Raw genomic sequence first — 13,418 nt, forward strand, 5'->3', positions numbered from 1 at the left:
CCGACGGCCCGCCGGTGGCGAGGATGGGTGGCATGACCGAACTCACCCCGCGGGTCAACCCGCCGATGGCCGCCGACGAGGCCGCCATGCTCACCTCCTGGCTCGACTTCCACCGCAGCACCCTCGCCCTCAAGTGCGCGGGCCTGACCGACGACCAGCTGCGGCTGCGCTCCGTCCCGCCGTCCACGCTCTCCCTGCTCGGCCTGGTCCGGCACATGGCCGAGGTCGAGCGGCACTGGTTCCAGGGCGTCCTGCTCGGCGAGGAGATCGCCACCGGCCACTACTGGACCGAGGCCGACCCTGACGGTGACTTCGACAACGTCGACACCGCCGACGTCGCCGCCGACTTCGCCACCTGGCGCGCCGAGATCGAGGGCGCCCGCCGGGCGTCGGCCGGTCTGCCGCTGGACACCGTCGGCAAGCGGCCGAGCCAGGGCCAGGAGGTGACGCTCCGGTGGATCCTCGTCCACATGATCGAGGAGTACGCGCGGCACAACGGGCACGCGGATTTGCTGCGTGAACTGGTGGACGGTTCGACCGGCGAGTGAAATCGTTTCCGCATTGTTGACAGAAGGTCAATTACGCGGTGACCGCTACCGATATGGTCTACGCGCGCAACCGTACGGCGCTGCGCCGCGTCGCTCTCTTTTGCCCGGGTCCGCCCGGGTTTCCGGCGCGGCGCGACTCGTACGGGGGCCGCGAGCGGGCACGGGACCGGTGAACAGTGCGATACTCGGACAGTTCCGACGAGTGGATGACGTGTCAAGAAGGACACCACCCACCCCCGGGGGACCAGACGGGACGAGGCAGGGAGGCGCGGCATGGGAGCACTTCGCGACGAGCACCACAACGGGTGGCTGATGCCCTCCGGGCACTACCCGGCCGCGGTGTACGACGACGAGTGGGTGGATGAGGAGACGATTCCCGTCCCCTCCCCCGCGAAGATCGTCTCCCTGCGGCCGACGGGCTTCGAGGCGGCCCGCACGGTCGGTGAGCACATCCGGGCGAGCACCCCGGTGGTGATGGACCTCACCGAGATGAACGAGGCCGAGGCCAAGCGGATGGTCGACTTCGCCTCCGGCCTGATCTTCGGCACCAGGGGGGGCATCGAGCGGATCGCCCGCCGGGTCTTCCTGCTCACCCCGGCGGACGTCGAGGTGATGGTGATCGACCGCCCGCTGGACGAGACCGGGTTCTACAACCAGAGCTGAGCACAGCGACACCGGCCACACGGCCCGCACCACCCCGACCGGGGACGGCACACCAGCCGTCCCCGGTTTTCGCTGTCCGGAGGCCGTCCGCCGGTGACGCAGATGAGAGCCTCACGATAATTCTGAGACACGGATGTCTCATCTGGACTACACTCGATGCATGGCCACCGACCGCGACACCGTTCTGGAAGCCGCCGTCGGCGTGCTGTCCCGCCGCCCCACCGCCCACCTGGACGAGATCGCCCGGGCCGCGCACATCAGCCGGGCCACCCTGCACCGGCTGTTCCCCGGGCGCGACGCCCTGATCCGCGAGGTCGGCCTGCTCGGCCTGCGACGCTTCGCCGCCGCCCTGGACACCGCCGCCATCGAGGAGGGCGACGCCGAGGCCGCGCTGCGCCGACTGGTGGACGCCGCCGTCCCGGACGCCATGCTCTGCGCCTTCCTGGCCGGCGAGAACCAGCTCTACGAGAACGACGACATCAACGACCTCTGGGAAGTCCAGATCGAACGGCTGCACGCGCTCTTCCTGCGCGGGCAGCGCGAAGGCGCCTTCCGGATCGAGCTGAGCGCCGCCTGGCTGAGCGAGGCCTTCTTCGACCTGGTGGCCGGCATCGGCTGGGCCATCCAGGACGGCCGGCTCGCCCCGCGCGACGCCGCCTTCTCGCTCGCCGAGCTGTTCCTCGGCGGCGCCCTGCGCCGGCCGGACGCCGCTGCCTCCGCGACTCCCACCCCCCTGAGCCCCACCCACAGCACCTCGGACCGGAAACCGGAAACCGATACACCATGAGCAGTACCCCCGCCCTGACCGCCCGCCAGCGCTGGACCGGCCTCGCCGTCCTGGTGCTGGCCGTCACCGTGGTCGCCCTCGACGCGACCGTGCTCTCCCTCGCCATCCCCTCCATCAGTGAGACGCTGCGCCCCAGCGGCACCCAGCTGCTCTGGATCGGCGACTCCTACTCCTTCGTGCTGGCCGGCCTGCTGGTCAGCATGGGCGCCCTGAGCGACCGGATCGGCCGCAAGAAGCTGCTGCTGACCGGCGCCGCCGCCTTCGGCGCCGCCTCGCTGCTGGCCGCGTACGCGCCGGGGCCGGGCTGGCTGATACTGGCCCGGGCACTGCTCGGCGTCGCCGGCGCGACGATCATGCCCTCCACCCTCTCGCTGATCCGCGGCCTCTTCCCGGACGACCGGGAGCGGGCCACCGCGATCGGCATCTGGGGCGCGGCCGCCACCGCCGGCGCCGCGCTCGGCCCGGTGGTCGGCGGGCTGCTGCTGGAGCACTTCTGGTGGGGCTCGGTGTTCCTGCTGAACATCCCGGTGCTGCTCCTGCTGCTGGTGTCCGGCGCGTGGCTGCTGCCGGAGTCCAAGGACCCGAAGCCGGGCCGCTGGGACGTGCTGAGCGTGGTGCTGTCGCTGGCCGGTGTGATCGGCGTGGTCTACGGGATCAAGGAGGCCGCCGCCCACGGCGTGGCCCGCTGGGACGTCCCGGTCACCTTCCTGCTGGGCGCCGCCGCGCTCACCCTGTTCGTCCGCCGCCAGCTGCGGCTGGAGACCCCGCTGCTGGACGTCCGGCTGTTCCGCGACCGGCGGTTCACCGCCGCCGTCACGGCCTCACTGATCTCGCTGGTCGGCCTGTCCGGCGTGATCTTCGTGGTCTCCCAGTACCTCCAGCTGGTGCGCGGCTACGAGCCGCTCCAGGCGGGTCTGGCGGAGCTGCCGGCCTTCGCCGGCTCGGTGGCCGGCGGGCTGCTCACCGCCCGGATCGCCCGGCGGTTCGGCGCCCGCAAGACGCTCACCGCCAGCCTGCTGGCGATGGGTCTGGCCGCGGGTGCGCTGGGCTGGCTGCAGCAGGACACCACCTACCTGCTGCTGGCCGTCTCCTTCCTGGTCACCGGCACCGCCGAGGGCGTGGTCTACACGCTCGGCGCCGACCTGGTGCTGACCGCCGCGCCCGCCGACAAGGCCGGGGCCGCCTCGGCGGTCTCCGAGACGGCGTACGAGCTGGGCACCGCGCTCGGCATCGCGCTGGTCGGCTCGGTGGTCGGCTCGATCTACGCCGGCGGGCTGGCCGTCCCGGCCGGGGCCTCCCCGGAGGTCGCCGCCCGGGCCGGGGAGTCGCTGGGCGCGGCCGTGGAGACGGCACGCGGGCTGTCGCCGGAGGTGGCCCAGCCGCTGCTGGCGAGCGCGAAGGACGCCTTCGTGCACGGCATGAACAGCGCCGGGCTGCTGGCCGGGGTGCTGCTGGTCGGTGCGGGCGTCCTGGCCTGGCTGCTGCTGCGCGGGCTGTCCGCGCCGACGGCGGCGGCGGCCGAACCGGTCCCGGCCGTCGAGCCGGAGCGGCCGCAGGTGCCCGTGTGAGGACACGCCCACAGGGCTGAGAACGGCCGTTCCCGATCCGGGAACGGCCGTTCTCGCGGTTCGGGCCTCAGGAGGCGCCGAAGGGCAGTTCCAGCTCGGCCCAGACCACCTTGCCGTCCCTGGTCAGCCGGCTGCCCCAGCGCTGGGCCAGCTCGCTGACCAGGAACATCCCGCGCCCGCCCTCGTCCTGTTCGGCGAAGGGGCGCAGCTGCGGGGTCTGGCCGCCGGCGTCGGAGACCTCGACGGTGAGCACCCGGTCGCGGAACAGCCGCAGCCGGCGCGGTGCCTCGGCGTGCAGCAGGGCGTTCGTGACCAGCTCGCTGACCAGGAGTTCGGCGTAGTCGGAGAGCGCGTTCAGGCCCCAGGCCTCCAGGGTGGCGCGGGTGAAGCGGCGGGCCTGGCCGGGGAGCTTGCCGCCGCCGGTGAGCGGGAGGGTGGCGATCCGGTCGGCGGGCACCGGCAGCGCCCGGGCCATGATCATCGCGATGTCGTCCTCGGTGCCGTCGGTGACCAGCGCGCTGATCACCGCGTCGCAGCTCTCCTCCAGCGTCCGGCCGGGCCCGGCCAGGGTGCGGGTGAGCAGGTCGATGCCGTGGTCGAGGTCCTGGCCGCGCCGCTCGACCAGGCCATCGGTGTAGAGGGCGAGCATGGCGCCCTCGGGGAGGGTGAAGCCGATGGACTCGAAGGCGACCCCGCCGACGCCCAGCGGGACGCCGGGCGGCACCTCGATCCTGCGGGCGGTGCCGTCGGTGCCGACCCAGACCGGCGGCAGGTGCCCGGCCGAGGCGACCTGGATGGTGCGCTCCAGGGGGTCGTAGAGGGCGCAGATGCAGGTGGCGAACTGGCCCTCGCCGATCCCCGACGCGGTTTCGTCCAGCCGGGTGAGGACCTGCTCGGGCGGCAGGTCCAGGGTGGCGAGGGTGCGGGCGACGGTGCGCAGCTGGCCCATGGTGGCGGCGGCCCGGATGCCGTGGCCCATCACGTCGCCGACCACCAGGGCGACCCGCCCGCAGGACAGCGGCACCACGTCGAACCAGTCGCCGCCGACCTCGCTGACCACGCTGCTGGGCAGGTAGCGGTAGGCGATCTCCAGGCCGAGGGTGCGGTGGATCTCCTGCGGCAGCAGGCTGCGCTGGAGGGTGAGGGCGGTCTCCCGCTCCCGGCGGTAGAGCCGGGCGTTGTCCAGGGCGAGGGCGGTGCGGGCGACGAGTTCCTCGGCGAGCGCGACGTCGGCGTCGTTGAAGGGCTCGGGGTTGCGCATCCGGATGAACTCGGAGCCGCCGAGCACCATGCCCCGGGCGGTGATCGGCACCATCAGGTACGAGTGGATGCCGGCCGCCATCCCGGGGGCGACCCGGTCCTCGCTGGACACCAGGCCGCGCAGCACCTCCTCGTCCACATGGGCGCGCAGCAGCGGGCGCCCGCTGCGCAGGCACTGGGTGTAGCTGCGGTCGGGGGCGTACTCGGAGGTCTCGCCGACGACGTCGACGGCGTGGGCGAGGCCGGTGTCGTAGTTCTCCCCGACGGCGACGGCGCGCAGGGTGACGGTCCGGTCGGCGAGGATCGGGGTGGGCTCGGCGCCGCGCAGGACCGGTTCCAGCAGGTCGACGGTGGCGAAGTCGGCGAACCGGGGGACGACCGCCTCGATCAGTTCCTCGGCGGTGCGCTGGAGGTCGAGGGTGGTACCGATCCGGGCGGTGGCCTCGGCGATGGTGGCCAGGCGCTCCTGGGCGCGGGCGGCCCGGGCCTCGGCCTGGAAGCGCTCGGTGACGTCGATGATCGAGGAGCAGACGCCGAAGACCCGGCCGGTGGAGTCCTCCAGCCGGAAGTAGGAGGCGGACCAGGCGCGGTCCCGCTTGGGGTCGCCCGGGACGCGGCCGTGCGAGCGGGCGTCCACCACGGGCTTGCCGGTCTTGAGGACCTGCCGCATGGTCTGTTCGATCTCGGCGCCGTTGATGCCGGGCAGGACGGCGGATATCCGTCGGCCGAGGTGGGCGGCGACCGGGACGCCGTTCATCCGGGCGAGGGCCTCGTTGATCCGGACGTAGCGCAGGTCGGTGTCGTACACGGCCATGCCGATCGGGGAGCGGCCGAAGATGCCGTCCAGCACGGCGAGGTCGGCCTCGATGGCGTGGACGGCCCGGGTGTCCGAGGCGGTGGCGAGCAGCAGCAGGGTGCCGGAGGGCCCGGCGATCGGGTAGGTGCGGAACTCCAGCTCGACCTTGTGGCCGTCGCGGTGGCGGACCGGGAAGACGAAGGAGGTGTCGGTGCCGGACAGGATCCGCTGGAAGATCGCGAGCACGTCGGCGCGGTCGCTCCGGTCGGTGAGCAGCTGGGCGGCGTAGCTTCCGACGGCCTGGTCCGCGGTGTAGCCGAGCAGGGCCTCGGCGTCCTCGCTCCAGTGCAGGATCAGGCCGTCGCCCTGGACCAGGACCGTGGCGAGCGGGACGAGGCGGTGGCCCTCGGGGCGTGCGGGGCCACTGTCCGGTACGGGGCCGGCGGCGTCGGTCGCGTCCCACTCGTGTCTGTGCATTCAGGCAGCACCCCGGTTCGGCTCGTGCCCGGCCGGGTGGGCCTCGCGGTCGGTGCCGGCCGGGTTTCTTCTCCAGACTGCACGGACATCGGCCGCCCGGCGACCCCTTGGTCAGGGGGCGTCCGGTCGCTCGGTTGTACGGGCGTCATGGGCGTACCGGCCGCAGCGTACTCTCCAGAACGCCCGCCCACTGCCGGATCACTCCGGAACGTCGAAGGCTGTCGTCGGTGAGCAGGTTGGCCAGGCCGAGGCCGCGGGCGAGGTCGAGGGTGGCCTGCACCGATTCGCGCACGCCCGGGCGGGTCTCGTCGGCGTCCAGGAACTCCACGGCGGCCCGGTGGGCCTCCCGGCCGACGCGGCCCTCCAGGGCGACGATCCGCTCGCGCAGGCCCTCCTCGGTGGCGGCGGCGGTCCACAGGTGCAGAGCGGCGCGGAACAGCGGGCCGGTGTAGAGGCGGACGATCATGTCGACCACGGCCCGGGTGCGGTCGGGGCCGGCGGCCGGCAGTTCGTCCGCATGGGCGCGGACGGCTGCCAGCCGCTCGGCGGTGACCTGCTCGACGGCCGCGGTGAAGAGGTCCTCGCGGGTGGGGAAGTGGTGCTGGGCGGCGCCCCGGGAGACGCCGGCCCGTTCGGCGACAACGGTGACGGTGGAGCCCTGCCAGCCGAGCTCGGCCAGGCAGTCCACGGCCGCCGCGAGCAGCCGGGCCCGGGTCGCGCGGCTACGGTCCTGCTGGGGGGTGCGGACGGCGGGCTGGCTGGTCATGGCGGGTGGCAGTTCCTGTGTCGATGGGGTCTGTTCCGGTCGGGGCCCGGCGGGTCGATCCTCACAGACCGGCCGCGGTCCTCGGCCGCCGGGGGTGGGGCCCGGGGTCAGCGGGAGGCCTCGCGGGCGCGCAGTTCGCGGCGGAGGATCTTGCCGGCCGCGGACTTGGGGACGGCGTCCACGAACTCGACCGCGCGCACCTTCTTGTAGGGGGCGACGTGTCCGGCCACGTAGCCGGTGACCTCCTCCGCGGTCAGCTCGCTGCCCCGGGCACGGACCACGAAGGCCTTGGGGCACTCCGTCCCCTCCGCGTCCCGGACGCCGATCACGGCGGCGTCGGCGATCTGCGGGTGGCCGAGCAGCACGGCCTCCAGTTCGGCCGGGGCGACCTGGTAGCCCTTGTACTTGATCAGCTCCTTGACCCGGTCGACGACGAAGAGGTAGCCGCGCCCGTCGACGTAGCCGATGTCGCCGGTGTGCAGCCAGCCCTCGGCGTCGACCATGGCGGCGGTCTCGGAGGGCCGGCCGAAGTAGCCCTTCATCACCTGCGGGCCGCGGATCAGCAGCTCGCCCTGCTCGCCCGGCCCGAGGTCGTCGCCGGAGCCGTCCAGGGCGATGACCCGCAGTTCGGTGGAGGGGACCAGCCGGCCGACCGAGCCGGGCACCGGGTCCTGCTCGGTCGGCGAGACCACGTGGGTGACCGGGGACAGCTCGGTCATCCCGTAGCCCTGGAGCAGGTGGGGCAGGCCCAGCCGGCGGGCGCAGGCCTCGGCGAGGTCCTGGTCCAGCGGGGCGGCGGCGCACAGCAGGTACTCGACCGAGGAGAGGTCGAAGCGCTCCACCACCGGGTGCTTGGCCAGGGCGAGGACGATCGGCGGGGCGACCACCAGGCCCTGCACCCGGTGCCGCTCGATCGCGCCGCAGAACTGCTCCAGGTCGAAGCGGGGCAGGACGACCACGGTGGCGCCGCACCGCAGCGGCTGGTTGAGCAGCGCCGTCAGGCCGTAGATGTGGAAGAAGGGCAGCACGGCGAGCACCCGTTCGCCCACCGAGGGGCGGTAGAGGGCGTCGGTCTGGGCGAGGTTGGTGGCGATCGAGCGGTGGGTGAGCATCACGCCCTTGGGCAGGCCGGTGGTGCCGCTGGAGTACGGCAGCACGGCGACGTCCTCGCCGGGGGCGATGGCGGGCTCGGGGGCGGGGCCGGTGGCGGCGAGCAGGTCGGCGAGCGAGGGGTGGCCCTCGGCGCCGTCCAGCACGATGACCTGGGTCAGCGGGCGGCCGGCGGCGGCGAGCAGCTCGGCGGCGGCCCGGGCGGTCGGCAGGAACGGGGAGACGGTGATCAGCCAGCGGGCGGCGCTGTCCCCGAGCTGGCCGGCCAGTTCGCCGGGGGTGCTGAGGGAGGACACCGTGGTCACGGTGGCGCCGGTCCGGCTGGCGCCGTAGTAGGCCATCGGGTAGACGACCGAGTTGGGGCTGAACAGGGCCACCACGTCGCCCTGGCGCACCCCTGCCTCGGCCAGTCCGGCGGCGACCCGCTCGACGGAGGCGGCGAGCCGGGCGTAGCTGACCTCCTCGCCGGTGAGGCCGTCGATCAGGGCCGGCCGGTCGCCGTACCGGGTGGCGGCCTCGAGTACGGCGTCATGGATCGGCAGGTCGACGACGGGGACGTCCGGGAACTCGCTACGGAACACCAAGGTATGCCTCCAGTAAGGAAGTTGACGCGGCAACTAATCCGGCGAGACGGGGTGGAACGGGGCGCGTTGAGGAGCATACGGACAGTCAGGGCGGAGGCTGGGCCATTGTGGGGAACCCGGGGTGGAGCACGCGTGGCACAGTTGCTCCGCAGGGTGCCCGCCCGGACGGTGTGCACCACGGCCGCCCGCCCCCGGGAGCGGCCCCGGACCCTGGAGCAACCCCCGTGAGACCCACCTCCGCCACCCTGCCGTCCGCCCGCCGTCTGCTCGCCGCCGCCAGCGTCGCGGCCGTGCTCACACTCGGCGGAGCCCCGGTCGCCTTCGCCGCGCCGGGCGACAACGGCGACGTCAAGGTGCACGACAGCACCACACTGGTGACCGACCGGCGGGACGACCCGAAGGTCTGCAGGTTCTACCTGGACGCCTTCAACTTCGACACCGTCCAGCAGGTCAACTGGACCATCGAGCAGCAGCCGCCGACCGGCACCGCCCAGGTGCTGTCCGGCTCCATCACCCTGGTCGGCGGGATGGGCGCCACCGGCCTGTTCACCCTCCCGGACGGGCACTACAAGCTCGACTGGACGTTCGTCGGCGAGAACGGCAGCGCGAAGCACAAGGTCTTCGACGTCTCCTGCGCCACCTCCTCCCCCTCGCCGTCCCCGTCGCCCTCGCCGTCCGGGTCACCCTCGCCCTCCTCCTCGCCGTCCACGTCCCCGAGCCCCTCGCACTCGCCGTCGGTCTCCCCCGGCCACTCGCCCGGCGCCACGCCCAGCGGCGGCCCGCACGGCGGGGTCGGCACCGGTGGCGGCGGCACCTCCGGCGCCGACACCGCCGAGGTGCTCGGCGGTGTCGCGCTGATCGTCGGCGCGGGCGGCCTGGGGATCCGCGCGATGCGCCGCCGGCCCGGGCGCAATGCCGAGTCCTGACCGCGCCACCCGCGCGCCGCGCGGCGGCTCCGGCCCCTGGCGGGCCGGGGCCGCCGCGCTCGCGTTGGCGGCGGGCGGCGCCTGGCTGCTGCACGACGGCACCACCGGCCGGGACGGGCCGCCGCTGCCGCCCGCACCCGCCGCCGTCCGACCGGCCGCGGCGCCGTCACCGGTCGCCGAGCCGAGCCCGACCCCGCCACCCGCCCGTCCGCCGCTGCCGGCCTCGGCGCCCACCCGGATCCGGATCCCCGCGATCAAGGTCGACGCCCCGGTCACCGGACTCGGGCTCACCGCCGCCAGGCAGCTGAACACCCCGCCGATGGAGCAGCGCAACCTGGCCGGCTGGTACCGGGACGGCGCCACCCCCGGCGCCGCCGGGAACGCGCTGGTCGTCGGGCACGCCGACAGCCACACCGGCCCGGCCGTGTTCTACCGGCTCGGACTGCTGCGCCCCGGCGACACCGTCGAGGTGACCCGCAAGGACCGGCGCACCGCCGTGTTCACCGTGGACGAGGTGCGGGTCTTCCCCAAACGGGACTTCCCCGACGCCCTGGTCTACGGCCCCACCGAACGGGCCGAGCTGCGGCTGATCACCTGCGGCGGGAAGTTCGACCGGCGCACCGGGTACGAGGCCAACACCGTGGTCTTCGCCCACCTGACGGACGCGCGGTGACGCCACCTCCCCCGGTCAGTAGGACCTGGGCAGGCCCAGGGTGTGCTGGGCGACGAAGTTGAGCACCATCTCCCGGCTCACCGGGGCGACCCGGCCGACCCTGGTGGCGGCCAGCAGCGCGCCCAGGCCGTACTCCTGGGTGAGGCCGTTGCCGCCGAGGGTCTGCACCGCCTGGTCGACCGTCCGGGCGGCGGCCTCGCCCGCGGCGTACTTGGCCATGTTGGCGGCCTCCCCGGCCGCCAGGTCCTCGCCCGCGTCGTAGAGCAGCCCGGCCTTCTGGGTCATCAGCCGGGCCAGCTCGATCTCCACCGCGCACTGGGCCAGCGGGTGCGCCAGGCCCTGGTGGGCGCCGATCGGGGTGGACCAGACGGTACGGGTCTTCGCGTACTCCACCGCCTTGCCGAGCGCCTGGCGGGCCAGGCCGAGCGAGAAGGCGGCGGTCAGGATGCGCTCCGGGTTGAGGCCGGCGAACAACTGGAGCAGGCCGGCGTTCTCGTCCCCGACCAGGGCGTCGGCGGGCAGCCGGACGTCGTCCAGGAAGACCTGGAACTGCTTCTCGGGGGCGACGAGTTCCATCGGGATCGCCCGGTACTCGAAGCCGGGGGTGTCGCGCGGGACGACGAACAGGCAGGGCTTGAGCCTGCCGGTGCGGTCCCCTCCGGTGTCCACGGTCTCGGTACGGGCGACGAACAGCACGGCGTCCGAGTGGTCGATGCCGGAGACGAACACCTTGCGGCCGGTCAGCAGCCAGTCCTCGCCGTCCCGGCGGGCGATGGTGGAGATCCGGTGCGAGTTGCTGCCGGCGTCCGGCTCGGTGATGCCGAAGGCCATCGTGCGGCTGCCGTCGGCCAGTCCGGGCAGCCAGCGCTGCTTCTGCTCCTCGGTGCCGTACCGGGCTATCACCGTGCCGCAGATCGCCGGGGAGACGATCAGCAGCAGCAACGGGCAGCCGGCGGTGCCCAGTTCCTCCAGGACGATGGCGAGGTCGCTGATGCCGCCGCCCCCGCCGCCGTACTCGGCGGGCAGGTTGACGCCCAGGTAGCCGGCCTTGCCGGCGTCCGCCCACAGCTCCTCGGCGGGCTCGCCGGCCCGGGCCTTGGCGAGGTAGTAGGCGGAGCCGTAGCGGCGGCCGAGGTCGCCGACGGCCTTGCGCAGGGCGGTGCGTTCGGGCGTTTCGAGGAGCTGACTGCCGATGGCCGACATGCGGGTCCTTCCTCTGTTCCGGATGTTCGGGCGCGTGCTCAGGCGGTTCGGGAGGGTGCTCAGGCGGTTCGGGTGCGTGCTCAGGCGGCTCGAGTGCGTGCTCAGGCCTCTTCGGGGGACTTGATGACGGCGAGCAGGGCGCCGAGCCGCACCTGCTGGCCGGGGGTGACGTGCAGTTCGACCAGGGTGCCGTCGGTGGGGGCGGTGACGCGGTGCTCCATCTTCATCGCCTCCAGCACGAGCAGCGGCCGGCCCGCCGTGACGGTGTCACCGACGGCGGCGGTGGTGCGCAGGACGGTGCCGGGCATCGGGGCGAGCAGGGCGCCGGGTTCGGTCCGGGCGGTGGGGTCGGGGAAGCGCGGCAGGGCGGTGAGGGCGGTGCCGCCGGTCGGGGCGTCGACGTACACCCGGTCGCCGTAGCGGGCGACGTCGTAGCGGCGCCGGACCTCGCCCTCGCGCAGCACGACGTAATCGGGCCGGGCCTCGACCAGTTCGACGTCCGGGTGGTCCTCGGCCTCCAGGCCGGCCCTGGTCCGGCGGTAGCGCACCTCCGACTCGGTGCCGTCCGCGGCCCGGTAGCGCTTGGACTGGGGCTGGGAGGGCAGGTTGCGCCAGCCGGAGGGGAACGTTCCGTGCGGCGCGCCGGCGCGGTCGGCGGCGTCGGCGAGGGCCGCGGCCAGGGCGGCCCGGCCGGTGCCCCCGGTGTCGGGGGCGAGGAGCTCGGCCGCGTGCTCGGCGAGGAAGCCGGTGTGCACCCGGCCGGCCAGGAAGGCCGGGTGCCGCAGGGCGCGGACCAGCAACTCCCGGTTGGTGGCCGGGCCGTGGATCCGGGCCCGGGCCAGCGCGTCGGCCAGCCGGCGGGCCGCCGCGGCGCGGGTCGGCGCCCGGACGATCACCTTGGCGAGCATCGCGTCGTAGTGCGGGGTGATCTCGCTGCCGGACTCGACCCCGGAGTCCAGTCGCAGCCCCGCGCCGGTGAACTCCTGGTGCTCCGCGACCAGTTCGAGCCGGTGCAGGGTGCCGGTGGCGGGCTGCCAGTCCTTGGCCGGGTCCTCGGCGTACAGCCGGGCCTCGATCGCGTGGCCGGTGGTCGGCGGCGGCGCGTCCGACGCCAGCTCCTCCCCCTCGGCGACGGCCAGTTGGAGCGCCACCAGGTCCAGGCCGGTGACCGCCTCGGTGACCGGGTGCTCCACCTGGAGCCGGGTGTTCATCTCCAGGAAGTGGAACCGGCCGTCCTCGGCGAGCAGGAACTCGGCGGTGCCGGCGCCGACGTAGCCGATCGCCCGGGCCGCGTTCACCGCCGCCGCGTGCAGCTCGGCCCGCACCCGCGGCGGCAGGCCGGGGGCCGGGGCCTCCTCGATCACCTTCTGGTGCCGCCGCTGCAACGAGCAGTCGCGGTCGCCCACCGCCCACACCGTGCCGTGGGCGTCGGCCAGCACCTGCACCTCCACGTGCCGGCCGGTGGGCAGGTAGCGCTCACAGAACACCTCGTCCGAGCCGAAGGCCTTGGCCGCCTCGGCCCGGGCGGCCGCGAGCTCGGCCGGGAGGTCCGCCAGCCGGCGGACCACCCGCATGCCGCGGCCGCCGCCGCCCGCCGCCGCCTTCACCAGCACCGGCAGGTCGGCCTCGGCCGGCTCGGCGAGCGCCGCCAGCACGGGCACCCCGGCCGCGGCCATCAGCCGCTTGGCGGCCGTCTTGGAGCCCATCGCGGCGATCGCGGCCGGCGGCGGGCCGACCCACACCAGGCCCGCGTCCAGCACGGCGCGGGCGAACTCGGCGCTCTCGGACAGGAATCCGTACCCCGGGTGGACGGCGTCCGCGCCGGCCTGGAGAGCCGCCCGGATGATCAGCTCGCCGCGCAGATAGGTGTCGGCGGGCGCGGCGCCGGGCAGTCGGACGGCCGCGTCGGCCTCCCGTACGTGCGGGGCGTCGGCGTCCGGGTCGGAGTGGACGGCGGTGGTCGCGATGCCCAGCTCCCGGCAGGTGCGGAACACCCGGCGGGCGATCTCGCCGCGGTTGGCGACCAGCAGGTTGTCGATCGATTTCCTGGAAGTCAT

The 13,418-nt window shown here is 74.2% G+C and carries 11 protein-coding genes; 6 read left to right on the forward strand and 5 right to left on the reverse strand.

Annotated features, from left to right (window positions below):
- Nucleotides 1-32: 32 nt before the first annotated feature.
- The 4 genes from ACZ3YL_RS22615 (at nt 33) to ACZ3YL_RS22630 (ending at nt 3,566) form a co-directional block, all read left to right on the forward strand.
- Nucleotides 33-548: a DinB family protein gene (locus tag ACZ3YL_RS22615; protein WP_188305313.1), complete on the forward strand. Its 516-nt coding sequence runs from the start codon at nt 33-35 to the stop codon at nt 546-548.
- Nucleotides 549-821: 273 nt separating this feature from the next.
- Nucleotides 822-1,211: a cell division protein SepF gene (locus ACZ3YL_RS22620; protein WP_188305314.1), complete on the forward strand. Its 390-nt coding sequence runs from the start codon at nt 822-824 to the stop codon at nt 1,209-1,211.
- A 160-nt stretch (nt 1,212-1,371) separates the two neighbouring features.
- Nucleotides 1,372-1,998, forward strand: coding sequence for a TetR/AcrR family transcriptional regulator (locus ACZ3YL_RS22625; RefSeq protein ID WP_223242366.1), 627 nt, complete (start codon nt 1,372-1,374; stop codon nt 1,996-1,998).
- On the forward strand, nt 1,995-3,566 hold the full coding sequence (locus ACZ3YL_RS22630) for an MFS transporter (protein WP_465659361.1): 1,572 nt from the start codon (nt 1,995-1,997) through the stop codon (nt 3,564-3,566). Before ACZ3YL_RS22625 ends, ACZ3YL_RS22630 begins: the two co-directional genes overlap by 4 nt.
- Nucleotides 3,567-3,633: 67 nt before the next feature.
- On the opposite strand, the gene ACZ3YL_RS22635 is transcribed toward ACZ3YL_RS22630, so the two are convergent.
- The 3 genes from ACZ3YL_RS22635 to ACZ3YL_RS22645 all read right to left on the reverse strand — a co-directional run bounded on the left by ACZ3YL_RS22635 (nt 3,634) and on the right by ACZ3YL_RS22645 (nt 8,559).
- Nucleotides 3,634-6,099 (reverse strand): SpoIIE family protein phosphatase, encoded by a 2,466-nt coding sequence (locus ACZ3YL_RS22635; protein WP_188305317.1) that lies wholly within the window; start codon nt 6,097-6,099, stop codon nt 3,634-3,636.
- Between the two features lie 145 nt (nt 6,100-6,244).
- Nucleotides 6,245-6,865, reverse strand: coding sequence for a TetR/AcrR family transcriptional regulator (locus ACZ3YL_RS22640; protein ID WP_188305318.1), 621 nt, complete (start codon nt 6,863-6,865; stop codon nt 6,245-6,247).
- Nucleotides 6,866-6,972: 107 nt separating this feature from the next.
- Nucleotides 6,973-8,559, reverse strand: a complete 1,587-nt coding sequence (locus ACZ3YL_RS22645) for a 4-coumarate--CoA ligase family protein (RefSeq protein ID WP_188305319.1) — start codon at nt 8,557-8,559, stop codon at nt 6,973-6,975.
- Nucleotides 8,560-8,783: 224 nt separating this feature from the next.
- Here ACZ3YL_RS22645 and ACZ3YL_RS22650 point away from each other — a divergent pair, with 224 nt between their 5' ends.
- Nucleotides 8,784-9,485, forward strand: coding sequence for a hypothetical protein (locus ACZ3YL_RS22650; RefSeq protein ID WP_465659364.1), 702 nt, complete (start codon nt 8,784-8,786; stop codon nt 9,483-9,485).
- Complete coding sequence (locus ACZ3YL_RS22655; RefSeq protein WP_465659365.1) at nt 9,472-10,158, forward strand: class F sortase; 687 nt, start codon at nt 9,472-9,474, stop codon at nt 10,156-10,158. The genes ACZ3YL_RS22650 and ACZ3YL_RS22655 overlap by 14 nt, the downstream gene beginning before the upstream one ends.
- Nucleotides 10,159-10,173: 15 nt before the next feature.
- Here the strand turns inward: ACZ3YL_RS22655 and ACZ3YL_RS22660 are convergent, their stop codons facing one another.
- The gene (locus ACZ3YL_RS22660; RefSeq protein WP_465659367.1) at nt 10,174-11,361 is read right to left on the reverse strand and encodes an acyl-CoA dehydrogenase family protein; all 1,188 of its coding nucleotides are present in this window, start codon (nt 11,359-11,361) and stop codon (nt 10,174-10,176) included.
- 101 nt (nt 11,362-11,462) lie between these two features.
- The gene (locus ACZ3YL_RS22665; RefSeq protein ID WP_465659369.1) at nt 11,463-13,418 is read right to left on the reverse strand and encodes an acetyl/propionyl/methylcrotonyl-CoA carboxylase subunit alpha; all 1,956 of its coding nucleotides are present in this window, start codon (nt 13,416-13,418) and stop codon (nt 11,463-11,465) included.

It is taken from the genome of Kitasatospora sp. NPDC023176 (assembly GCF_055560495.1).

What these genes read in the sequence shown, in the direction of transcription:
- ACZ3YL_RS22655 (WP_465659365.1), top strand. Translation starts at nt 9,472, where the DNA reads ATGCCGAGTCCTGACCGCGCCACCCGCGCGCCGCGCGGCGGCTCCGGC.
- ACZ3YL_RS22620 (WP_188305314.1), top strand. Translation starts at nt 822, where the DNA reads ATGGGAGCACTTCGCGACGAGCACCACAACGGGTGGCTGATGCCCTCC.
- ACZ3YL_RS22640 (WP_188305318.1), bottom strand. Translation starts at nt 6,865, where the DNA reads ATGACCAGCCAGCCCGCCGTCCGCACCCCCCAGCAGGACCGTAGCCGC.
- ACZ3YL_RS22625 (WP_223242366.1), top strand. Translation starts at nt 1,372, where the DNA reads ATGGCCACCGACCGCGACACCGTTCTGGAAGCCGCCGTCGGCGTGCTG.
- ACZ3YL_RS22630 (WP_465659361.1), top strand. Translation starts at nt 1,995, where the DNA reads ATGAGCAGTACCCCCGCCCTGACCGCCCGCCAGCGCTGGACCGGCCTC.
- ACZ3YL_RS22660 (WP_465659367.1), bottom strand. Translation starts at nt 11,361, where the DNA reads ATGTCGGCCATCGGCAGTCAGCTCCTCGAAACGCCCGAACGCACCGCC.
- ACZ3YL_RS22665 (WP_465659369.1), bottom strand. Translation starts at nt 13,418, where the DNA reads ATGACTTCCAGGAAATCGATCGACAACCTGCTGGTCGCCAACCGCGGC.
- ACZ3YL_RS22615 (WP_188305313.1), top strand. Translation starts at nt 33, where the DNA reads ATGACCGAACTCACCCCGCGGGTCAACCCGCCGATGGCCGCCGACGAG.
- ACZ3YL_RS22635 (WP_188305317.1), bottom strand. Translation starts at nt 6,099, where the DNA reads ATGCACAGACACGAGTGGGACGCGACCGACGCCGCCGGCCCCGTACCG.